We start from the raw sequence: 21,210 nt of genomic DNA on the forward strand, positions 1-21,210 counted from the left end.
TTCGCTATCATTTAAGGTTGTTGAAGCCGATTTATCTTAATGGCCTGGGCCACCTCTTCCAATCTCATCCCCCGCGAGGCCTTTACCAGCACCACATCCTTCGGGGTTAACTCCTGCATAAGTCTATGCATGAGCTCGGTTTTGTCAGTATATGCATGAATACGCTCGGCGGGAAGATGCTCTGCCGCACCCTGGGCGATTTTGGCACCCAGTGTTCCGTAGGTAAACAGGATATCTACCTTCTCCGGGGTAATATAACGGCCGGTCTCTTCGTGATACCGCTCCTCATGTTCACCCAGCTCAAGCATATCCCCAAGGACCGCAACCTTCCTGCGGTAGCCTTTCATTTTCTCCAATACCCCAATGGCGGCTTTCATTGAAGTCGGACTTGCGTTATAAGCGTCATTAAGGATCGTAACCCCGCTTACGCCTTCAACCACTTCAATTCTCATGCTTGTAAGCTCAAGCTGGTCCAGCCCTTTGATAATATTCTCTTCAGTCACACCATAATGCCTGGCCACCAGCATAGCGCCAAGCGCATTAATGACGTTATGCTCCCCTAGCAGCGGAATCCGGTATGCTGAGGCTTCCTGCCCCGAGTGTGCTGTGAATACAGTCCCCGCACTTTGAAACATCATACCCGTCGGATAATCATCGTTGTCCGCATTCATTCCAAAGGTTAATGTCTTCAGGTCCGCAGGCTTATAGGTTCCCGATTCTTGAAGAACCTGGGGAATCAAAGGCTCATCCCCGTTGTATACCAGCAGGCCCCCACGCTTCACACCGGCAAGAATCTCTACCTTGGCCCGTGCGATTTCCTCGCGGGACCCCAGCTGAAGCAGATGCGACTCACCAATGTTGGTGATCAGCACGGTCTCGGGTTCAGCCAGCTTTGAAAGCAACTCAATTTCATAGCGGGCACTCATCCCCATCTCCAGAATGGCGATTTCAGAGTCTTCCGGCATGGCCAGAATGGTCAGAGGAACTCCAATATGATTATTGAAATTACCATTTGTTTTATGAACCTTATAGGTCGTCGCAAGCAGCGAGAAGACAATATCTTTGGTTGTGGTCTTTCCGTTGCTGCCGGTAATTCCAATTACCTTGGCCTTTGTCTCTTTCAAATAGGACTTGGCAAGCCGCTGTAGGGCCTCCAGAGTATCCTCCACAAAAATAACCGGGCCTTCCGTTTCCGGAGGAGTCCCATGGTCCCTCTGCCATAGACAGCCCGCCGCTCCCTGGCGGAGAGCTTCCGCTGCAAACGCATGTCCGTCGAAATTCTCTCCGGCAAGCGGCACGAACAGACAGCCCGCAGATATTTTCCTGGAATCTGTCACAACACCTTGGGCCGTAACCCCGGAATGCTCCTCACGGCCAAGAGTGCCGCCACACATTTCCGCAATTTGAGATAGGTTTCTAATTATCACTTTCGAGTACCCCTTATGGCTTCTTTTGCTACAACACGATCATCAAAGTCATGGACCTCTGTACCCACAATCTGGTAGGTCTCATGGCCTTTCCCCGCAATCAATACTACATCTTCAGAGCTTGCCATTTCAATAGCCTTTTGAATGGCCTCCTTCCGGTCCACCACAAGCACATAACGGTCTGAAGGCACACCATCGTCCACAAGCCCCTGTTCAATATCCTTCAGAATCGCATCCGGGTTCTCAGTTCTTGGATTATCGGAGGTTACAAACACAAAATCGGAATACTTCGCGGCAATTCGGCCCATAATCGGCCGTTTCGTTCTGTCCCGGTCCCCGCCGCAGCCGAACACACAAATCACCCGGCCAGCCGCAAATTCATCCACGGTGCGAAGCACATTCTCCAAGCCGTCAGGTGTATGGGCATAATCCACAATAACCGCAAAATCCTGGCCCTCATCTACAGCTTCCACCCGTCCTTCAACACCCTGCAGCGACTCCAGGCTCGCCTTAATCTGCTCCAGTGTGATGCCTTCCAGCAAGGCTGCGCTGATGGCGGCAAGCGCATTATAGACATTGAACTTGCCAACCATCCGCAGTGAAATATCCGCTGCACCTGCGAAGGTCTCCACATGGAAGGCCGTTCCTTTAGCGGTGATGGAGATGTCTGATGCTCTTACATCCGCTTCCTTCTCCACGCCATATGTAATCACTTCGGCGGCCGTCTGCCTGGCGAAATATTCCGATGCTTCATCGTCCACATTCAAGACAGCATAGCTGCGTTCCTGCGGATCCTCAAAGTAACGGTTGCCCAGACGGGAAAAGAACAGCCCTTTGGCCGCACGGTACTCTTCCATGGTCTTGTGATAATCCAGGTGGTCCTGCGTTAAGTTTGTGAATATAGCTGTGCGGAAATGTGTCCCCTTTACACGTCCCTGTTCCAAGGCGTGAGAAGATACCTCCATGACACAATAATCACAATCAGCCTCAGCCATTTCGTGAAGATAACGCTGCAAGTCAAGTGACTCGGGCGTTGTCCCGGACATCGGATAACTGTTCCCATCGTATTTACGCTGGATCGTGCCAATCAGCCCGGGTTTATTCCCGTGATCATGCAGAATTTGCTCGATGAGATAAGTGGTAGTCGTCTTGCCGTTCGTACCTGTCACACCAATCACGCTGAGCTTAGAACTAGGCTCTTGATAAAAAGCGTTGCCCAGCACAGCCATAGCCAATCTGCAATCCTTCACCTTCAATTGAGGAAGATCTACTTCCTCAAGCACCCGCTCAACTACAAGAGCAGCCGCCCCGCGATCTGCAGCCTGGCGGGCGAAGTCATGCCCATCCACCGTATGCCCGGGAAGGCAAATGAAAAGATCGCCCGGGTTCACTTTTCGTGAATCGATTTGGATACCTGTTATGGAAACTTCTCCGTCCCCGTGAAGCTGTGAAGCCGTGAGATAAGACACCAATTGATTAAGTAACATGATTATACCTCCATCTATCCTTACTGTAGCAAAACCACTATATCTAGTATCGTCAAAATCACACCATCTCAGGCATCTTATTCCTGGTGATTATGATTCGCCTCAGGGTCTTCCCCCATATAAATACGAATAGTTGATCCCCGCTCCACCCTTGCGCCAGGCTTCGGCGCCTGATTAATGACAAAGCTGCCGGACCCCGAGCGGGCCAGATTGAAATTCATATTCAAATCCTCATAAAGATCCTGAACCGATGCCCCTACCAGGTCGGGAACCTCGACAATAGGCTGCTCGCCCAGCTTATAATTTTTCGCAAGCTGGTCCTTTCTTGGAGGAATCTTCAAATAATGAAGTGAATCTTCAAGAATATTCTTGACAATCGGCGCGGCGACCACGCCCCCGAACTGGATCCCTTGAGGATTATCCACCGCCGTATAGACCACGATCTGGGGATCATCGGCGGGAGCAAATCCGATGAACGAAACAATGTGCTCACTCGCCGAGTAGCGGCCGTTAATTACCTTCTGTGCAGTCCCTGTCTTGCCGCCGACCCGGTAGCCATCGATGAAGGCCGGACGTCCAGTGCCAAGCGCAACCACACTCTCCAGAGCGCTGCGCACCTGCTTGGAGGTTGCTTCGGACACAACCTGCCTTACGAATTCAGGCTGCACCTGCTCTACAATCTGGCCGTTCTCCGGGTTCACCCAGGCCTTAGCCACATGGGGCTTAAACAGCTTCCCACCGTTGATGGCAGCAGAGACGGCCGCAACCTGCTGGATCGGGGTCACGGATACCCCTTGGCCAAATGCAGTCGTAGCTAGTTCAACAGGGCCAACCTGGGGAAGCTTGAACAGGATTCCATTCTCTTCCCCACCCAAGTCGATCCCTGTTTTGCTTCCGAACCCAAAGTTCCTTATGTAACTGAACAACGACTCTTTGCCCAGCCGCTGCCCCAGAGCGACAAAGCCCGGGTTGCACGAATTCTGAACGACTTGCAGGAACGTCTGACTGCCGTGTCCGCCCTTCTTCCAGCAGCGGAGACGGGCACCCCCGACCTTCACATAACCCGAATCAAAGAAGTGTTCATTTACAAGATCCACCTTCTTCTCCTCCAGGGCGGCTGCAAGCGTAATGATCTTGAAGGTCGAACCCGGCTCGTAGGTCATCCAAATCGGCAGATTCCGGTTATACACCGAAGAGGGATAATCCTGATACTCTCCAGGCTTATACCCGGGCCGGCTGGCCATAGCCAGAATCTCACCGTTCTTGGGATTCATCGCAATCGACCAGGCCCCATTCGCCTGGAACTTGGTCATGGCCTGATCCAGTTCACGTTCCATAATGCTCTGAACATTCTTATCGATCGTCAACTGCAGATTGAGGCCGTCTCTCGGCTCCACATATTTCTCCGACGAGCCCGGCATAATCCGGCCTCCGGCATCGGACAGGAATGAAATACTCCCGTTCATGCCATTCAGCTTCTCATCATATTTTTTCTCCACACCGGTCAAGCCTTGGTTGTCGATGCCTGTGAATCCAAGAATATGCGCACCGAGCCCTTCATAAGGATAATACCTTTTGTTGTCCTCGGCAATGACAATACCCGGCAGACCCAAATCACGAATTTTCTGAGCCTTCTCCATCGTAATTTTGCGCCCGCCGGGTCGTAATTTTACAATCAACTGTCTGGTCTTAATTGCCTTCAGTACAGCTTCCTCATTCATTCCAAGAAGGGGTGCCAGCTTATGGGCCGTGGTCTCGGGAGATTTGATCTGTGCCGGGATCGCCATAACTGTCGGTGTTGTAATGTTGTAAGCCAGCGCAACCCCGTTGCGGTCCAGAATCTCCCCGCGTTTGGCGGAGAAGGGAATATTTCTGCGCCATAGATCCTCGGCCTGCTCCGACAATTCACTCCCCCTGCTGAGCTGCACGTAAGCAAGCCGGATAACCAATGCTGCAAAAAGCATACAAAGTATCAAGAGCAGCCAGAACAGCCTGCGTCTTATCATCATTCCGGAAATCTTCATGGGCCGACCTCCTGTTCATCCTTGTCCATGATGGCTTTGATATCATGAATATTCAGGACAAACAGGGGTTAGAACAAGCTATCCGGAATCCTTTTGATCTTTATCCTGCCCCTTACTCTTGGAGTCCCCTTCCGGGGTCTTACCCTTGTCCGAAGATCCGGCACCCGGAGGCTGCAGGGTCAGGGCCACACTTCTCTTCCCTCCGGACTTGGTGACTTTCTGGCTCACCACATAACCCTCACCCTGAGCTGAGACACTCACCTGCATAATCGTCAGAATTTCCATTGCATCCCGAAGCGACACCCCTGTAAGATCAGGAATATCCATCGTCTTGCTGTCCTCAGTAAGCAGGAATACCCGCTGGGCAGAAGAGAGCATCGTTCCTGCTTTTGGATATTGGCTGATCACTTTGCTGCCCTTACCCAAAGTCTCAAACGGTATTCCCTTCTTGGTTAAGGTGCTTTTGGCATTCTTGAGCGACATTTCTTTAAGATCAGGAGCGGCTACCGCAGCTTCGTTCTGGTCGGCTGACGCCACATTAGATTTGGGAATACCCATGTATTCCAACGCTTCACCCACGATTTTCTTAAACACTGGCGCTGCGGCTGTACCGCCACCAAGGTCCGAATCCTGCGGCTCGTCAATGACAACCAGAACAAGAATCTTAGGATCATTAACCGGAGCATAACCGATGAAGGATACGACCTGTTTCGTATAGTCATATCCGGCCTCGCCGTTAGTCTTTGGTTTTACCGCTGTACCTGTCTTACCTGCAATCCGGTAACCTGGAATATAGGCATGACGGCCGGTACCGATCTTCTGGTCCGAGACCACCTGTTCAAGATAACTGCCAACTTCTTTGGCCTTATCCGGAGAAATCACCTGTCGGACTAATTCCGGCCCAAACGCCATCGGTGTACCCGTTTCCGGATCAATGGCGGGCTTGCCAGTTGCGGGATCTGTGATCTCCTTGATGATATGCGGTTTAAGCAGCTTACCGCCATTGGCGACTGCAGCTACAGCAGCAACCTGCTGGATTGGGGTTACCGTAATCCCGTGACCATAAGTGGTGGTTGCGATCTCAATATCACGCTGCGGATTAACCCTGCCCTTCAACTCCTTTGGAAGCTCAATCCCTGTTTTGGTACCAAAGCCAAAGTTCCGAATATAATTCAGCAGCTTGTCCTTGCCTAACTTCTGATACCCCAGCTTGACAAAGGCCACGTTACTGGAGTGCTTAACCCCGTCCAAGTAACTGATCGACCCCCAGCCATCCCGCTTCACATCATATAAGGGAGTCTTATACCCGGGAATCTTGATATGTCCCGACATATAATAATCATTCGGATTAAATAAACCTTCCTGGACCGCACCCGCCAGAGTCACGATCTTAAAGGTTGATCCTGGCTCATAGGTTGCCTCAAGAGCAAGATTTCTGAAGCCATTCTGATATTCCGGCTTCCAGTACTCATTCGGATCAAATGTAGGCATATTCGCCATACCCAGAATATCCATTGTGTTCGGATCGGCAGCAATGATCGTCATACTTTTAGGTTTAAGGCGATCATACGCCTCTTTCATCGCATCTTCGATATAATACTGTATTGTATCGTCAATCGTCAGCTTGATATTACTTCCATTCTTGGGAGCCTTGTATACTTCATCATCTTTGGACAGCTTGACTCCCTTGCGGTCACTTTCATATTTGATGTATCCGTTCGTGCCCTTCAGCAGATCGTCATACTTCTTCTCCAGCCCGATGACAGCATTTCCCTGCCGATCCATATAACCTAGAACCTGCGCAGCGAGAGTCTTGCGGGGATAATATCTCTTCTGCTCCTCCATCAAGGTGATGCCCGATTCTCTGATCTTTGGCTTGTGCTCACTTATGATCTTGTCTGATAAGGCCTTCACCTTATCTCTTAGATCCTGGCTGATCATCCAACCCTCGTTTCGCACTTCCCGCTGATCAAAGTATTGACCTTTTTCATCCTTGGAGTTGATCAAGTCCTTAATTTCACTTACCGGCTTGTTCAAGAGGGAATGAAGCCCTTCAACCACTTCATCCTCAAGGTTGTATTTCAAAATAACTTTAGGATTTACCGCCACCGTATATGCGGGAGCATTGGTGGCAAGCTTATCACCCTTACGGTCGGTGATTTCACCGCGGACCGCTTGAATCGTCTGTTCACGGGACCAATAATTGCTTTGGGCATAATTCTCCCAGAAGGAACCCTCCACGATTTGCAGCCAGAACACTTTGCCTATAATTACAATAAAAAAGAGGGTAACAAGTCCCCCTATAAGTAAAGTCCGAAGTTTTATTCTCTTGTTCATCTATAAGCCCTCTTTATTTCAAAAAATTGTTTAGTTCCAAGTTACGGAGCATCCACATCAGGCTTAAGTTTCTCTATGGTTTCGAATTGGCAGCCTCATCTTTCAATTCTGATGCTCCCAAAGCCTTGGCCGCTTTAGGAATCTCTTCCTCCAGCTGCTGCTTCTTCACTTCCAACACTGACATTTGCTTGTTCAAATTCTTTACGTCGTTGTCCGCCCTGTGAATCTTATATTTCAAATCATACACATGAGCATTCTGCCAAACCAGCACACTGGCCACCGCCACACAGAAAACAACTGTAAGTAAATACAAGAGCTTCTCCGCTACCGGCAGCGGCGCACGCCTCGTTACAACCTTGGTGGTCTCTTTGTATTTCGGTAAAGCCTGTCCACGTGCGGACGTCTTCTCTTTAACTGCCAGGTTCCCCCGTGTATATGCCATATCAGATTTCCTCCGCTAACGATTGCAATTTCTCCGCCACACGCAGTTTGGCTGAGCGTGCCCGGGGATTCTGAGCCAATTCCTCTTCGGTAGGAATCAGCGGTTTCCGGTTAACCAATTTGAGCGTACCCTTTCCGCCGCATACACACATTGGAAAGTCCGGTGGACAAGTGCATTTCTCTACATACTGGGCAAAAATCTGCTTGCAAATCCGGTCTTCCAGCGAGTGAAACGTAATTACGGAGATTCGTCCACCTGGTGCCGCACAGCGTACGGCCTGGTGCAGACTGTCCTCGAATACGCCAAGCTCATCATTCACCGCAATCCGCAGCGCCTGAAAGCTTCGCTTCGCCGGATGCCCACCCGTTCTGCGGGCAGCGGCTGGAATTCCCTGCTTGATCAGCTCCACAAGCTGGCCTGTAGTCTCCACAGGGGTCGTCTGCCGGGTATCGACAATCACCTTTGCGATACGTCTGGAGAACTTCTCTTCCCCATATTGAAACAGCACACGAGCAATTTCCTTCTCCGGCCACTCATTCACGATTTCCCTAGCCGTCAAATCGGACGAGCGGTCCATCCGCATATCGAGTGGTGCGTCCGCATTATAGCTGAATCCGCGTTCCCCCTCGTCAAACTGCGGCGAAGATACCCCAAGGTCATAGAGGATACCATCAACTTGAGGTATTCCGTCTACTTGCGGTACTCCGTCAATCTCTCTGAGCTTGTCTTCCAAATGGCGAAAGTTGCTCTTCACCAAGGTTAATCTGTCTCCATACGCCGCCAATCTGTCTTTGGCATTCTCGTGAGCCCAATCGTCCTGATCAAAAGCGATCAGCCGGCCACCTGGGCCGAGCTGGGACAGGATCACCGAGCTATGGCCTCCGCCACCTAAGGTGCAGTCCACATAAATGCCGTCCGGCTTGATGCGCAGCCCTTCTGTCGCCTCTTCCTTGAGTACCGTGATGTGATGAAACAAGCTGCAGCCCCCCAAACTTTAAATATACACAGATTCAGCTCTTCATATGGATGGTTTCCGTCCACATTTGTTTCTTTGTTCTCTCTATAGTTCGAAATTAAAGTCAACCAACTTCTCCGCGATTTCGTTGAATGTGTCCTCCGATTGCTGACAGTACATTTCCCACGTATCGCGGCTCCAAATTTCTACCCGATTAGATACACCAATTACAACACAATCCTTCTCCAGCTTCGCATACTGTCTTAGGGTAGCCGGTAAATTTACCCTTCCCTGCTTATCCCATTCACATTCAGTAGCCCCTGAGAAAAAGAACCGGGTGAAGGCGCGGGCATCAGATTTCATGAGCGGCAGTGCTTTAAGCTTCTGTTCCATGATCCCCCATTCTTCCTGGGGGTACACGAATAAACACTGGTCCAGTCCGCGGGTAACCACGAAAGAAGTGCCAAGAAGTTCACGAAATTTGGCCGGAATGATAATTCGGCCCTTATCATCAATGCTATGTTGATATTCCCCCATAAACATTGGTTCCGCTCACTCCTTACCTCTTTCCCCCACTTTGCACCACTTTCCACCACTTATAAATAATACTTATTCTCCACTTGCTTGTAAACTCCTTCTGGGCTGATGCAAAAAAATAATGGTAAATTGCGGCACAAAGACCTTGAAAATGAATGAACTCCCTTCCTGCGTTCAACAGGAAGGGAGTTCATATCCACTTTTGTAAACGGGCCCACGCCTCGGCGGAATCTCAAACCCATTTTCTAATATTCATCTACGTTTATTTCCAGCTATCCAGGTACGCCTTCTGCTCCTCGCTGAGCGTGTCAATCGTGATCCCGAGGCTTTCCAGCTTATATCTGGCCACCTGCTCATCAATCTCATACGGAACATTAATTACTGAGCTGCCCATCTCCTTGTAATGATCATTAACATATTTCAGAGATAATGCCTGAAGGGCAAAGGTTGTATCCATAATTTCGGCTGGATGGCCGTCTGCGGCACCAAGATTTACCAATCTTCCTTCGGCAATCAAATAAACCTTGCGTCCGTCCTTAAGCTTATATTCTTCAATATTCTTACGGACCGTGCGCACTGATACCGCCCGCTCAGCTAGCTCTGGCTTGTTCACTTCCACATCGAAATGACCCGCATTTGACAGAATTGCCCCGTCCTTGATCACGTCATAATGCTCGCCGCGGATTACAGAATGATTGCCGGTTACGGTAATGAAGAAATCGCCTACCTTGGCCGCTTCCAGCATCGGCAGAACCTCAAATCCATCCATATGGGCTTCAACCGCACGGATCGCGTCCACTTCCGTAACCACAACCTTCGCGCCAAGCCCCTTGGCCCGCATAGCTACACCCTTGCCACACCAGCCGTATCCGACAACGACTACGGTTTTACCGGCTACCACAAGGTTCGTGGTGCGAATCAAACCGTCCCATGCCGATTGCCCGGTTCCATACCGGTTATCGAACAGGTATTTGCAGTAAGCATCATTCACCGCTACCATCGGGAACTTAAGCGTTCCTTCTTTCTCAAGCGCCTTCAGGCGGATAATGCCGGTTGTTGTCTCTTCCGCACCCCCGCGAATCGTCTCAAGCAGGTCCGGGCGCTCAGAGTGAAGCACCGACGCAAAATCACTGCCATCATCAATAATAAGATCCGGCTTGGTCTCAAGCGCTTTGATAATCAGCTGTTTGAACTCGGCCGGGTCCGGATTATACTTGGCGAACACTGTGATTCCGTCCTCAACCAGTGCTGCACACACGTCATCTTGGGTGGACAGCGGGTTGCTACCGGTAATGGTTACTTCGGCACCCCCGGCTTGAACCACCTTCGCCAGATAAGCCGTTTTCGCTTCAAGATGAAGGCAGATCGAAACTTTAAGCCCCTTGAATGGCTGCTCTTCTTCAAATTGCTTACGTACACGGTTTAGTACCGGCATGTGGGCTTCCACCCAATCAATTTTCAGATGGCCCTCCGGAGCCAGGGAGAGATCGGTGATGATGCTGTTCTGAATGGCTTTCGTCGTCACTATGGGTTACCTCCACGTCTATTAAGTTGGTTACAGCTGGATTAAGCGATGCCCGCCTGAAATCTCATACGGAACCTGTATGAGCTCATGAATCCAATCTTTACCGTATTTATTTAAATAGTAGTATACATTAAACACGCGCTCTTGCAGTTTGCCCAGAGGGAACAGGGTCTGTCCGATACAGTCCCACTGCCTCAATGCCGCATCGTTGGCTTCCTCTACAGCAAGCTTGGTCCGTCGCCGGAGGAACTCGATCTGCTCCGCAATCTTATCCTGGTTAGCTGCACCTAACCGCACAAGTCCGCGCTGAATGGCGCCAAGCTCCTCAATAAAGGGCTCATATAGAGCCTCAAAAGATTTCTTAACCTCATCAAAGCGGGTGTCCACATCAATTTTGATCTGAGCGGCCAGCCAAGCTTCCCGCTTCTCAGCTAAACGGTCCTTTACGTCGGTAAAGGTCAATCCGTATTTGTCCATGTACTTCTGAACCGTACCATCCGTCACCGTAAAGGACATCCTTGGCAGAAGCAGCGGCATCTGCAATCCCAATACCTTAAAGGCCGCCCCGGTAAGTGCCCAGTAAGCGATCTCCCCGGCACCCAGCACCGTACCGAGCACCGGAAGAAGAGAGTCCTGCATCAAAGGACGGGTCAGCACATTGTTGCTGAAGCGTTCAGGATAAAGCCGCAGCTGCTCCAGCAGATCGGTTCTGGAAAAAGAAACGAGTCCTTTGCGGTCCTCGTACCTCCCCTCCCGCTTGAACAACAGAAGCCGCTCCTCTTCATGTATGTAAAACAGGTTCGCGCCATCCTCGGCAACCTCCGCCTGTGCAGCAAAGCCCAGTTTCCCGGACAGCTCCGCCGCCTCCTGATAAGCCTGCCCGAGCTCATCGTTATTTATAATGAGCCGTTCAAACACAGCCTGCTCGGCTGCCCTGAGTCCAGGGTCCGAGGAATCCAGCAGGATCAGCCCGTACCGGCCAAACCACAATCCCAGCAGCTTCGCAAAAAATTCAGACAGCGTGGCTGAACGCGAGGCCACCCCTCTTACCTCTTCCAAGAGATCCGCTTTATGTTCGCTGTCCGGCAGCAGCTCCGCCAACTCCCGGATCGCTTCGTTCCAGGTACCCGGATCCACCTTTGTCTGGCCTACCTGAGTCCGCTTCTCGTCTCCTTTGGCAATGCGAATCCGATTCACCTCAAGCTCCCCGGTCAGCACATAAGCATGATTCGCCTCTTCCCAGTCATGATCCTCGCCCGCAATCCAGAAGATAGGCACAACTGGCCGGTCAAGCCGCTTCGCAGCCTGTTCCGCTGCTTGAATAATGGTGATCGCCTTATATATTACAAGCACCGGCCCAGTGAACAACCCAGCCTGCTGGCCTCCTGTGATAACCAAAGTTTCCGGCTGCTCCAGCAAATCCAGCGCGGCAGCCACTTCGGGAGAAGGATTATGCCGGCGGTTAAATTCCCGCAGGACCTCCACAACAGCCTTGCGATCCACCCGGGTCTCCCCTGAACGGTCAAGCCATGCCGCCCGCTCTGTCCAACTTGCATCCTGCCTTGCATCATTTGTATATAACTGCCGAACGGCAGCATAGTCCGTTACCAGCGCTTCAGCCAGCGGCTGCTGCGATGGCAGCGGTTCAGATATCACATTCATGGGATATAATCCTCCTGTCTGTAGCCCATTCCAGCCCTACTTGATTGTACTCAACTTTGATGATCTCCGTCAAAAGAAAACGGAAAAACCGCCGACACTAATCATACCACTCTATAACCTTGGGTGGAATGATGGTGTGGCGGTTTTTTTATTATGAAGGCATAGCGACCCAGTGGCCTGGATTCACTTCAACAAGACGGGAATTTTCCAGATTAAAGATGTCTCCGGCAGCAGGCCCTTCCTTAGCTGAGTGTATCGGCCCTGAACCATGATCCTCCAGCAGAACCCGCTGCTTGTTCGCTTCAATCTCCGGATCGGGTACCGGGATCGCCGAGAGCAGCGTCTTCGTGTACGGATGCAGAGGATTCGCATAGAGCTCCTCGCTCTCCGCAAGCTCGACCACTCTGCCCAGGTACATGACCGCCACCCGGTTACTGATGTGTTTGACCATGGATAGATCATGGGCAATGAACAGATAGGTAAGCCCAAGCTTCTTCTGCAGGTCCTGGAGCAGGTTAACTACCTGGGCCTGAATGGACACATCCAAGGCCGAAATAGGTTCATCACAGATAATAAATTTCGGGTTCACCGCAAGCGCCCGGGCAATCCCGATCCGCTGGCGTTGACCTCCGGAGAATTCGTGAGGGTACCGTGTGGCATGGTCAGGATTAAGACCCACCATATCAAGCAGCTCCTCAACCCGTTTCTTACGCTCCGTACGGCTTCCGGCCAGGTTATGGATATCCAGGGCCTCGCCGATGATATCCGTAACCGTGAATCTTGGATTAAGGGAGGCATAAGGGTCCTGGAAGATCATCTGCATGTCGCGGCGCATCGCTTTCATTTTACCGGGAGACAGCTTGTAAATATCTGTTCCATTAAACTTTACGCTTCCCGCCGTAGGCTCATACAGCCTGAGGATCGTACGGCCTGCTGTGGATTTCCCGCAGCCGGACTCCCCTACAACCCCCAGTGTCTCGCCTTCTTGAATAGAGAAGCTGATGTCATTAACAGCCTTCAGCACATTGCCTTTACCCAGGTTGAAATACTTCTTAAGCCCTTGGACTTCAATTAAAGGTTGACTCATGATGATTTCACCTCCTGCGCCATAGGATGGTGCAGCCAGCAGCGGGACATATGGGTGTCACTCTTATGTGTTGGAGCCGGATCGATATTCTGACACACCTTCATCGCATGCTCACAGCGGGCTGCAAACGGGCAGCCCACGGGCGGTTTGATCAGATCGGGAGGTGTTCCAACAATCGGAATAAGTGGTTCATCCTTGCGCTGATCAATTCTCGGCAGGGAGCGAAGCAAGCCCCGGGTATACGGGTGCTGGGGATTTTTGAAGATCTCCATGCTTGTTCCGGTCTCCACTACTTCCCCCGCGTACATAACGATGACCCGGTCAGCCATACCAGCTACTACACCGAGGTCATGCGTGATCATGATAATCGAGGTTCCAAAACGCTTCTGCATGTCCTTCATCACACCAACAATTTGAGCTTGTATAGTAACGTCCAGCGCGGTCGTTGGTTCATCCGCGATCAGGAGCGATGGCCGGCAGGCCAACGCAATCGCGATCATCACCCGTTGACGCATGCCTCCGGAGAATTCATGGGGATATTGGTTAAAGCGGGCTTCCGCATTCTTAATGCCAACCAATTTGAGCATTTCTATTCCTCTTTGCTTCGCCTCGGCCTGTGCAAGGTTCTGATGCTTGATCAATCCTTCAGTAATTTGCTTGCCTACTTTAATTGTAGGGTTGAGCGAGGTCATAGGGTCCTGAAAAATCATCCCGATATCCTTGCCACGGATCGCTTCCATTTGTTTATTCGTCTTGGTCAGCAGATCCTGGCCGTTAAATATAACCTTGCCTGACTTAATCTTCGAGGGCGGTGAAGGAATCAGGCGCATAATCGTCTGAGCGGTTACACTCTTACCACTCCCGGATTCACCTACTATGGCAACCGTCTCCCCCTTGCCTACCGCGAAATTCACTCCTCTTACCGCTTTCACCTCTCCACCTCGGACAGAGAAAGACACATGAAGATCTTTAACTTCTAAGATCGGTTCCATTCCTGGGTCACCTCCTACTTCTTCAATTTAGGGTCAAGCGCATCGCGCAGACCATCTCCAAATATATTAAATGCAAGCATCGTCAAGCTGATTAAGAGAGCAGGAAACAGCATACGCCAAGGGTACAGCATCCAGCCTGACAAGGAAGCGCTGATCATAGACCCCAGGGAAGCAACAGGCTCCTGCACACCAAGCCCAAGGTAGCTTAGAAATGCCTCGGAGAAGATGGCATTCGGTACCGACAGGGTCAGGGTTACAATAATCGGACCCATCGCATTCGGAAGTAGATGACGGAACAGCAATCTTCCTGAGCCTGCCCCCATGGAGCGTGAAGCCAGCACATATTCTCTGCTTTTGAGCTGCATAATCTCCCCGCGGACGATCCACGACATGTTGATCCAACCGGTTATCGTCAGGGCCAGAATAATGGTGCCAAGGGACGGTTCAAAAACAACCAACAGCAGGATGGTGACGAGCAGATAAGGAATCGCATATAAAATTTCTGCGAATTTGTTCATAACCTCATCTACACGTCCGCCGAAGTAACCCATAATGCCTCCGTAGATTACCCCGATCATAAGATCAATCAATGCGGCGGCCAGTCCAACAATCAGAGAAATTCGGGCTCCCATCCAAGTCCGCACGAACATGTCCCTTCCCAGATCGTCTGTACCGAACCAGTGAAGTGAGGATGGTGGTTTGTTCGTATTCATGAGATCGTTCGTCTGGTAATCAAACTTGGAGATCATCGGGCCAACGATAGCCATAAGGACAACGAGGGCCATTACAATCAGCCCGGCCATCGCCAGCTTGTTGGAACGCAGGCGCTCCCATGAATCCCGCCAAGCGGAGAGACTCTCGCGCTGGATCACTTCGGACTGCTTCTCATCCGCTCCCATCTTCTGGAAGTCCTCAGCTGTCAAATTTGCGGCGGAGGCTTGCGGAATTAGCTCATTCTTCATTTCCAACGGTTAGCCCTCCTTTCTGTTCGACAATTTAATACGAGGATCTACGAATACATAAGCGATATCCGTTAAGAAACGGGCAAGCATCAGAATCACGCCATAAAATATGGTCACACCCATAATCAGTGTGTAATCTCGGTTACTGATACTGGATACAAACACTTTACCAAGGCCGCCGATTCCGAAGATCTGCTCGATAACAACCGAGCCGGTGATGATGTTCGCCGTCATCGGTCCCAAATAGGTGATAACCGGCAGAATCCCGTTGCGGACAACATGCCTGAACAGAATGGTTACCCAGTTCAGCCCTTTGGCTCTGGCCGTCTTAATGTAGTCGGCATGCAGCACTTCCAGCATGCTGGAGCGGGTCAGACGGGCAATGAATGCAATCGGCTGCGCGGCAAGCGCCGCCACTGGCAAAACATAGTCGAGTGGTCCATTGAAGCCCATGACATTGAAGATGCCAGCCTTCTGCGCAAACACGAACTGAAGCATGGAAGCAACTACAAAACTTGGCACCGCGATTCCAAGTACGGCCAGCACCATTGCCACATTATCAATCAGCTTGCGGTGATAGAGAGCTGCAAGAAGTCCCAGCAAGACGCCCACGATTACAGAGACTGCAATCGCTACGAGACCGAGCTTCAGGGAAGCACCGAAGGTATCTGTAATCAGACCGGTCACTTCTTTGTTCTGCATTTTCATGGAAATCCCAAAGTCGCCTTGGGCAATATTCTTCAGATACTGTCCGTACTGAACGATGAGCGGCTTGTTGAGGCCATACTGCTCCATTAGACGTTCCCGGATTTGAGGAGGCACCTGCTTCTCAGACATAAACGGATTTCCCGGGATAGCCTTCATTAAGAAGAAGGTGGCTGTAATTAGAATAAGCAGAGATACCAACATATATAGAAACTTACTGGCAATATACCGGGCCATAACAGCTGTTCACCCCAATCTTCCTTGTATAGTTCTAAAAAAGTTCTCCAACTGAAACAAGATATGGAAAAGACTCCTTGACATAAAAAATCGGGATATATATAGAGGATCAATTCCTCCATATACACCCCGAAGCCATCATTTAGTTATGACAGGATTACAATTAATGTTCCATCAGCTTGACACGAGTGATGTCGAGCTGACCGGCGTAGTCTACAATAACATCCTTCACGTAAGGTTTTACCAACTGAATATTGGTATAGTAGTAAATCGGAAGAATAACCTGATTGTCCTTGATAAGGATGTCCTCCGCTTTCTTCATCGCTTCATTACGCGCTTTGTTGTCGCTGTTTGCATAAGCATCTTTGACAAGTTTGTCATACTCCGCATTCTTGAAGCCGGTATCGTTATTGCCGCTAGTTGATGTAAACAGATCAATAAAGGTCATCGGATCATCGTAGTCAGCACCGAATCCGGCACGTGCCACTTGATAGTTCAAGTTTCTACGGTTCTGCAGGAAGACGCCCCACTCTTGATTCTGAATCGTAACTTCTGCGCCAAGATTCTGTTTCCACATGTCGGCAATGGCCAAAGCCAGCTTCTTGTGATTGTCATTTGTGTTGTAAATCAGAGTAATCTTAGGCAGCTTCGTAAGTCCGGATTCCTTCAGACCTTCCGCAAGCAGGGTCTTGGCTTGATTAACATCTTCATTGCCAAGTACGGAATCCGGATTCTCAGCGCGATATTCTTTATCCACGCCTTTGATTCCTGGTGGCACCAGTCCAAATGCTGGAATCTGATTGGCTAGCGTCACATTCTCAATCAACGCCTTACGGTTGATGGCTTTAGTGAAGGCCTGGCGGATTTTCACATTATCAAAAGGCTTGGCAGTTGTATTGAACAGATAATAGTACGTTGATGCAATTCCCTTGATCGTCAACTCATTAGGAGTCTCGGATTTCAAGGAAGCAATTTGATCCGTAGGAATCTCACCGATAGGTTGTCCCGCAAGATCAAGCTGTCCGCTCTTATAGCTGCTTACTTCCGTTGCCGCTTGGTCAACGATAGAAGCAGTGATTTTAGTCAGAGTAATATTCTTGGCATCCCAGTACTTGTCACTCTTGTCTACTTCCAAGGACTGTCCTGTAGTCCAGTTTGTTAATTTAAACGGTCCGTTAGAAACTAAGGTGCTGGGGTCAGTTGCCCACTTCGGGTTGTTCTTAACAGACTGATGAACAGGATAATACGTTGTGAAAGAGGTCAAACCCAGGAAATACGGGGTTTCATTCTCCAAAGTAACCTTCAGTGTTTTATCATCAATCGCTTTTACACCAACTTGGTTCGCATCCGTAATCTTCTTCTCATTGTAAGCCTGAGCATTCTTAATATAGTACAGCTGGTATGCATACGGAGGAGCTGGCACTGTCGCAGGGTTGAGCACCCGTTTCCATGCGAATTCAAAATCCTTGGCGGTTACCGGATCACCATTGCTCCATTTCGCATCGCTACGAATGTGGAATGTATATTCCTTCCCATTCTGCTCCCACTTCTCTGCAACGCCTGGAACAACGTTTCCGTCCTTATCCTTACTGGTCAAGCCCTCAAACAGAGTTCTGAGCACAGCACTGGATACATTATCCTGAGACTGGGCCGGATCCAATGTAGGCGGTTCCGAAGCCAGGTTGATATGGAAAGTTTGATCTGCAGCAAGCGTGGTATTTTGACTACCGGCATTACCTTGGGTTGAGTTTCCAGAATTTCCATTCCCACAGGCTGCCAGCACGGTACTGAAAGCAAGTATAAGTGTTACAACAATAAGCAGTCTCTTTCTGTTCATCTAGCTGTCTCCCTTACTTAGTTGGTGTGTGCTCTCGATTATACAACCACAGGTCAAAAAATCATATTGGTAATTGCTTCTTGAGAATTGGGGTTTAAAGAAAACAAAAAAGCATATCGATTTGGATATGCTTTAATTTAGGTGATTTTATTCATTTTTGAATTGTAAAGAAAGGATTTTATATCCAGTATACCATTTACATCTATATAGATTATGTCTTACTTACACACCTAATATGTATGGAAAAAAACCAACAATCATAAAAACAACATAACTCAAGCCTGTACCAAGAAAAGCCAATCGCCAGACCGCCCTCAGCAGCCTTCTCATATCCACCTGACCCTTCATCCGGTTCTGGGCCCCTCCAATAAGTCCACCGACAATGAGCAGGACAAGAACGATCAGATAAAAGCCGAATCCAGAGGCAAATATCTGGTTAAACAACGCGGATACAGAGAAAATCAAAAACACGGTGGTCACATCCACCGCAAGAAGCAGGGACTTCTTCTTGTTTCTCTTACCACTGCTTAAATAGTGAATGAAGAATACCAGCAGAAATGGAATCACCGGCATCACACTAAAAAATATAAACGGAGCAAGCAGAATGTTCATGCTTTACACCTCCCGGATAATTTAGCCAGGCTTTATAGAGGAAGATCCGGCGCAGCTGTCAATTACATTGCCGAGACCAAGCGCCAGACAAGCTCAAGCGTTGGAGCCTGTATTCCCCTCGCTTGTGCCAGCTTCACCAGATAGCCGTTGATCTGATCAATCTCCGTAATCTCCCCGGATAGAACGTCCTTAAGCATGGAAGACGTATTGCTTGATGTGGACCTGCACACCCCCAGCACTTGCTCCTCCATGTCCGGATCATATTGAATCCCATATTCGTCATATATTCTCAAGGTCTCACGGACCAGGCTCAGAAGGAGGCCTCTTCTCATCTCCGTAGCGAGAAGCTCTCCATTAGGAACTCTCCAAATTGCGGTAAGCGGATTAATAGCAGCATTAATCAGCAGCTTGCGAAAAATTTCCTTATCGATGTCATTCGACAATACCGCAGGAATTCCTGCCGCGGTCAGCCTTCCAACCAAAATTTCAGCCGATTCCCGCAGGCAATCTGACACGGGTTGTCCACCAGGAAGCCCGATCCGTGTCTGCCCTTTCCCCGCACGGACGATGGTGCCATAACCGGTTCGGCGTGCCCCCTCCGTCGTCAAGGCAGCCAGTACCTGCTCTCCCCCAAGCGCCTCACTTAGCCGCTGTACGTGCCCGACTCCATTTTGGAAACAAATAATGCCCGTCTTTGGCCCTTTCAGTGCTTTAATTCGTGCGAAGAGCTGCTCATTCATATGCCTCTGTTTGGTTGTGACAAACAGCCAATCCGGCCAGCCGCCCTCATCCGGATCATATAATTCCAATGAGCTGCTGACACCCACATAACACCGGCCAGGCGGAATCAAGATGTCCGCATCCTCAGCTGTTTGCAGTCTCACACCCTCTCTGCGCAAAGCCTCTGCCTGTCCTTCTCCCCGTGTCCAGAAGCGAACCTGTACCCCGGCCGAACACAGCGCAGCCCCAAACAACATCCCTAACGCCCCTGTTCCTATAATGTCAACTCTCATGCTCCTCAAGCTCCTTTCGCCCTTGTTTCTCCTATACTCTTTATACCAAATCAAGACATTACACCGCATCACAAAAAAATCCCCGTCCTTCTGGACGGGAATCTTGTTTTGTACAAATCCTATTCAATTCGTTCCAGGTTTCCGTTAGCATCCATCTTAAACCGGGATTTTGACTCCTCATCCTCTTCGTTCAAGAAGGCAAGCCGGCGTGCCCGGTCCATAATCTGAATTAGCGCTTTGTAATCATCATTTACAACTCTGTAGTCGGTTTGGACCTCATTCACCTGCATGGATAATCTGCGGTTCTCTTCTCTTAATGCAGAAATCTCTTCTTCCTTATCCCTGATTTTCTTTTCTAAGGATCTTAAATGACGACCGCTGTCCTGAATCGTATTTTTCCATTGGCGCAAAAAGCGGATTACCGCATCAATCGATATCGTTTCTTCGGAAACCCCTTCATTTTTGTACAATCCCTCTTCCAAATCTACGGAAGCAAGCGATGCCATACTGCCTGCGCCTACCAGCGGAGCTTGTTTCTTAAGATAGTTTCTCTTCTGGCGCTGGGCTTTGGCAATCTGAATAGCGGCCTCGTATTTCTTGCGGACGCAGCTGTTCCATCTAAACCCGCAAGCAGCCGGTGTTCTCGAGATTTTTTCCCCAACTTCTTCAAAAGCAGTCAGCTGTGTGCTTCCTTCACGGATATGGCGTAGTGTGACCTCAGCCAATATTAGGTCATCCTCTGCACTCCATGCGTCTTGTCTTACTGCTGTCATGCGATACAAACCCTCCTAACGACATCCTAATATAACCGTCTTCATAAACCGGTAGTCCGGCGACCTGAATAAGGTAAAAAAGCTGCTTAATCCATTCCTATGCCTCTCTTAGAGTTCATAGAATCTATTTGATACTAAAATGTATTTCCAAAAATCTAGCTCGTCATACCTCTAAGCTCCGAAAACGATCCTCTTATTTCTGGTTTCTCGTTTACACACCCCACCAATTTCGTTATAATGTATTTAGAAAAATGAGGTCGCTTACATACATACGAGAGGGGGATTAATCATGGCACGCATGTTCCGGGTGCTTGGTTTCTTCACATTAGCCATCGGGCTTATGGCTTACGCCGGGAACTTGATCGAAATGGCCCTGCTATTCTTCTTGCAGACTGCTTTTTTCGTCATTTTCGGATATTTGAAATTTACGGAAAGAACGTATATCCTGCTGTTCTGGGGATACATGATCGTCACATTTACCGGCTTCAGCTATTGGACGGTATTTAAAATGGGCTTGCCGCTGTAAACCGGCTATGCCTCAAAGATCATCTAAAGGTGATTCGGCTGCGGCCGGGTCACCTTTTTTTAGCCCTACC

At 49.7% G+C, this 21,210-nt stretch carries 18 protein-coding genes; 1 reads left to right on the top strand and 17 read right to left on the bottom strand.

Features of this window, described 5'->3' with window-relative positions:
- Positions 1-11 precede the first annotated feature (11 nt).
- The 17 genes from KJS63_RS03755 to KJS63_RS03835 form a co-directional block, all read right to left on the bottom strand.
- Entirely contained in the window at positions 12-1,424 is a 1,413-nt protein-coding gene (locus KJS63_RS03755; protein WP_280520785.1) for a UDP-N-acetylmuramoyl-tripeptide--D-alanyl-D-alanine ligase, read from the bottom strand.
- Positions 1,424-2,914, bottom strand: a complete 1,491-nt coding sequence (locus tag KJS63_RS03760) for a UDP-N-acetylmuramoyl-L-alanyl-D-glutamate--2,6-diaminopimelate ligase (RefSeq protein WP_213617981.1) — start codon at positions 2,912-2,914, stop codon at positions 1,424-1,426. Before KJS63_RS03760 ends, KJS63_RS03755 begins: the two co-directional genes overlap by 1 nt.
- Before the next feature lie 77 nt (positions 2,915-2,991).
- On the bottom strand, positions 2,992-4,938 hold the full coding sequence (locus tag KJS63_RS03765; protein WP_213617982.1) for a stage V sporulation protein D: 1,947 nt from the start codon (positions 4,936-4,938) through the stop codon (positions 2,992-2,994).
- Positions 4,939-5,016: 78 nt separating this feature from the next.
- Positions 5,017-7,275 carry a penicillin-binding transpeptidase domain-containing protein gene (locus tag KJS63_RS03770; RefSeq protein ID WP_213617983.1) on the bottom strand — a complete coding sequence of 753 codons (2,259 nt, stop codon included), beginning with the start codon at positions 7,273-7,275 and terminating at the stop codon, positions 5,017-5,019.
- A 73-nt stretch (positions 7,276-7,348) separates the two neighbouring features.
- Positions 7,349-7,717 carry a hypothetical protein gene (locus tag KJS63_RS03775; RefSeq protein WP_068616350.1) on the bottom strand — a complete coding sequence of 123 codons (369 nt, stop codon included), beginning with the start codon at positions 7,715-7,717 and terminating at the stop codon, positions 7,349-7,351.
- A gap of 1 nt (position 7,718) precedes the next feature.
- Positions 7,719-8,693, bottom strand: coding sequence for a 16S rRNA (cytosine(1402)-N(4))-methyltransferase RsmH (rsmH, locus tag KJS63_RS03780; RefSeq protein WP_213617984.1), 975 nt, complete (start codon positions 8,691-8,693; stop codon positions 7,719-7,721).
- 84 nt (positions 8,694-8,777) lie between these two features.
- The gene (mraZ, locus tag KJS63_RS03785; protein WP_068616346.1) at positions 8,778-9,215 is read right to left on the bottom strand and encodes a division/cell wall cluster transcriptional repressor MraZ; all 438 of its coding nucleotides are present in this window, start codon (positions 9,213-9,215) and stop codon (positions 8,778-8,780) included.
- A 256-nt stretch (positions 9,216-9,471) separates the two neighbouring features.
- Positions 9,472-10,734 (bottom strand): adenosylhomocysteinase, encoded by a 1,263-nt coding sequence (locus KJS63_RS03790; protein WP_068616343.1) that lies wholly within the window; start codon positions 10,732-10,734, stop codon positions 9,472-9,474.
- Between the two features lie 30 nt (positions 10,735-10,764).
- A complete protein-coding gene (gene bshC, locus KJS63_RS03795; protein WP_213617985.1) occupies positions 10,765-12,396 on the bottom strand; it encodes a bacillithiol biosynthesis cysteine-adding enzyme BshC in 1,632 nt (543 codons plus the stop codon).
- A 151-nt stretch (positions 12,397-12,547) separates the two neighbouring features.
- The gene (locus tag KJS63_RS03800) at positions 12,548-13,483 is read right to left on the bottom strand and encodes an ABC transporter ATP-binding protein (protein ID WP_213617986.1); all 936 of its coding nucleotides are present in this window, start codon (positions 13,481-13,483) and stop codon (positions 12,548-12,550) included.
- Positions 13,480-14,475, bottom strand: a complete 996-nt coding sequence (locus KJS63_RS03805) for an ABC transporter ATP-binding protein (RefSeq protein WP_213617987.1) — start codon at positions 14,473-14,475, stop codon at positions 13,480-13,482. The genes KJS63_RS03800 and KJS63_RS03805 overlap by 4 nt, the downstream gene beginning before the upstream one ends.
- 14 nt (positions 14,476-14,489) lie before the next feature.
- Complete coding sequence (locus KJS63_RS03810; protein ID WP_213618325.1) at positions 14,490-15,437, bottom strand: ABC transporter permease; 948 nt, start codon at positions 15,435-15,437, stop codon at positions 14,490-14,492.
- A gap of 9 nt (positions 15,438-15,446) precedes the next feature.
- Positions 15,447-16,379 (bottom strand): ABC transporter permease, encoded by a 933-nt coding sequence (locus KJS63_RS03815; RefSeq protein WP_213617988.1) that lies wholly within the window; start codon positions 16,377-16,379, stop codon positions 15,447-15,449.
- A 163-nt stretch (positions 16,380-16,542) separates the two neighbouring features.
- Positions 16,543-18,216 carry a peptide ABC transporter substrate-binding protein gene (locus KJS63_RS03820; protein ID WP_213617989.1) on the bottom strand — a complete coding sequence of 558 codons (1,674 nt, stop codon included), beginning with the start codon at positions 18,214-18,216 and terminating at the stop codon, positions 16,543-16,545.
- Positions 18,217-18,438: 222 nt separating this feature from the next.
- The gene (locus KJS63_RS03825; protein ID WP_068616326.1) at positions 18,439-18,828 is read right to left on the bottom strand and encodes a DUF3397 domain-containing protein; all 390 of its coding nucleotides are present in this window, start codon (positions 18,826-18,828) and stop codon (positions 18,439-18,441) included.
- 62 nt (positions 18,829-18,890) lie between these two features.
- Positions 18,891-19,841: a ketopantoate reductase family protein gene (locus tag KJS63_RS03830; RefSeq protein WP_213617990.1), complete on the bottom strand. Its 951-nt coding sequence runs from the start codon at positions 19,839-19,841 to the stop codon at positions 18,891-18,893.
- A 119-nt stretch (positions 19,842-19,960) separates the two neighbouring features.
- Positions 19,961-20,614 carry an RsfA family transcriptional regulator gene (locus tag KJS63_RS03835; protein WP_213617991.1) on the bottom strand — a complete coding sequence of 218 codons (654 nt, stop codon included), beginning with the start codon at positions 20,612-20,614 and terminating at the stop codon, positions 19,961-19,963.
- A gap of 289 nt (positions 20,615-20,903) precedes the next feature.
- Between KJS63_RS03835 and KJS63_RS03840 the strand changes: the two genes are divergently transcribed.
- On the top strand, positions 20,904-21,140 hold the full coding sequence (locus tag KJS63_RS03840; RefSeq protein ID WP_068616319.1) for a DUF2626 family protein: 237 nt from the start codon (positions 20,904-20,906) through the stop codon (positions 21,138-21,140).
- Positions 21,141-21,210: the final 70 nt, after the last annotated feature.

Origin of the sequence: Paenibacillus sp. J22TS3 (assembly GCF_018403205.1) — a bacterium.
GTDB lineage: Bacteria > Bacillota > Bacilli > Paenibacillales > Paenibacillaceae > Fontibacillus > Fontibacillus tuaregi.

Coding starts and splice junctions, on each gene's coding strand:
- KJS63_RS03760 (WP_213617981.1), bottom strand. CDS start 2,914: ATGTTACTTAATCAATTGGTGTCTTATCTCACGGCTTCACAGCTTCAC.
- KJS63_RS03765 (WP_213617982.1), bottom strand. CDS start 4,938: ATGAAGATTTCCGGAATGATGATAAGACGCAGGCTGTTCTGGCTGCTC.
- KJS63_RS03770 (WP_213617983.1), bottom strand. CDS start 7,275: ATGAACAAGAGAATAAAACTTCGGACTTTACTTATAGGGGGACTTGTT.
- KJS63_RS03775 (WP_068616350.1), bottom strand. CDS start 7,717: ATGGCATATACACGGGGGAACCTGGCAGTTAAAGAGAAGACGTCCGCA.
- mraZ (WP_068616346.1), bottom strand. CDS start 9,215: ATGTTTATGGGGGAATATCAACATAGCATTGATGATAAGGGCCGAATT.
- bshC (WP_213617985.1), bottom strand. CDS start 12,396: ATGAATGTGATATCTGAACCGCTGCCATCGCAGCAGCCGCTGGCTGAA.
- KJS63_RS03800 (WP_213617986.1), bottom strand. CDS start 13,483: ATGAGTCAACCTTTAATTGAAGTCCAAGGGCTTAAGAAGTATTTCAAC.
- KJS63_RS03805 (WP_213617987.1), bottom strand. CDS start 14,475: ATGGAACCGATCTTAGAAGTTAAAGATCTTCATGTGTCTTTCTCTGTC.
- KJS63_RS03810 (WP_213618325.1), bottom strand. CDS start 15,437: ATGAAGAATGAGCTAATTCCGCAAGCCTCCGCCGCAAATTTGACAGCT.
- KJS63_RS03815 (WP_213617988.1), bottom strand. CDS start 16,379: ATGGCCCGGTATATTGCCAGTAAGTTTCTATATATGTTGGTATCTCTG.
- KJS63_RS03820 (WP_213617989.1), bottom strand. CDS start 18,216: ATGAACAGAAAGAGACTGCTTATTGTTGTAACACTTATACTTGCTTTC.
- KJS63_RS03825 (WP_068616326.1), bottom strand. CDS start 18,828: ATGAACATTCTGCTTGCTCCGTTTATATTTTTTAGTGTGATGCCGGTG.
- KJS63_RS03830 (WP_213617990.1), bottom strand. CDS start 19,841: ATGAGAGTTGACATTATAGGAACAGGGGCGTTAGGGATGTTGTTTGGG.
- KJS63_RS03835 (WP_213617991.1), bottom strand. CDS start 20,614: ATGACAGCAGTAAGACAAGACGCATGGAGTGCAGAGGATGACCTAATA.
- KJS63_RS03840 (WP_068616319.1), top strand. CDS start 20,904: ATGGCACGCATGTTCCGGGTGCTTGGTTTCTTCACATTAGCCATCGGG.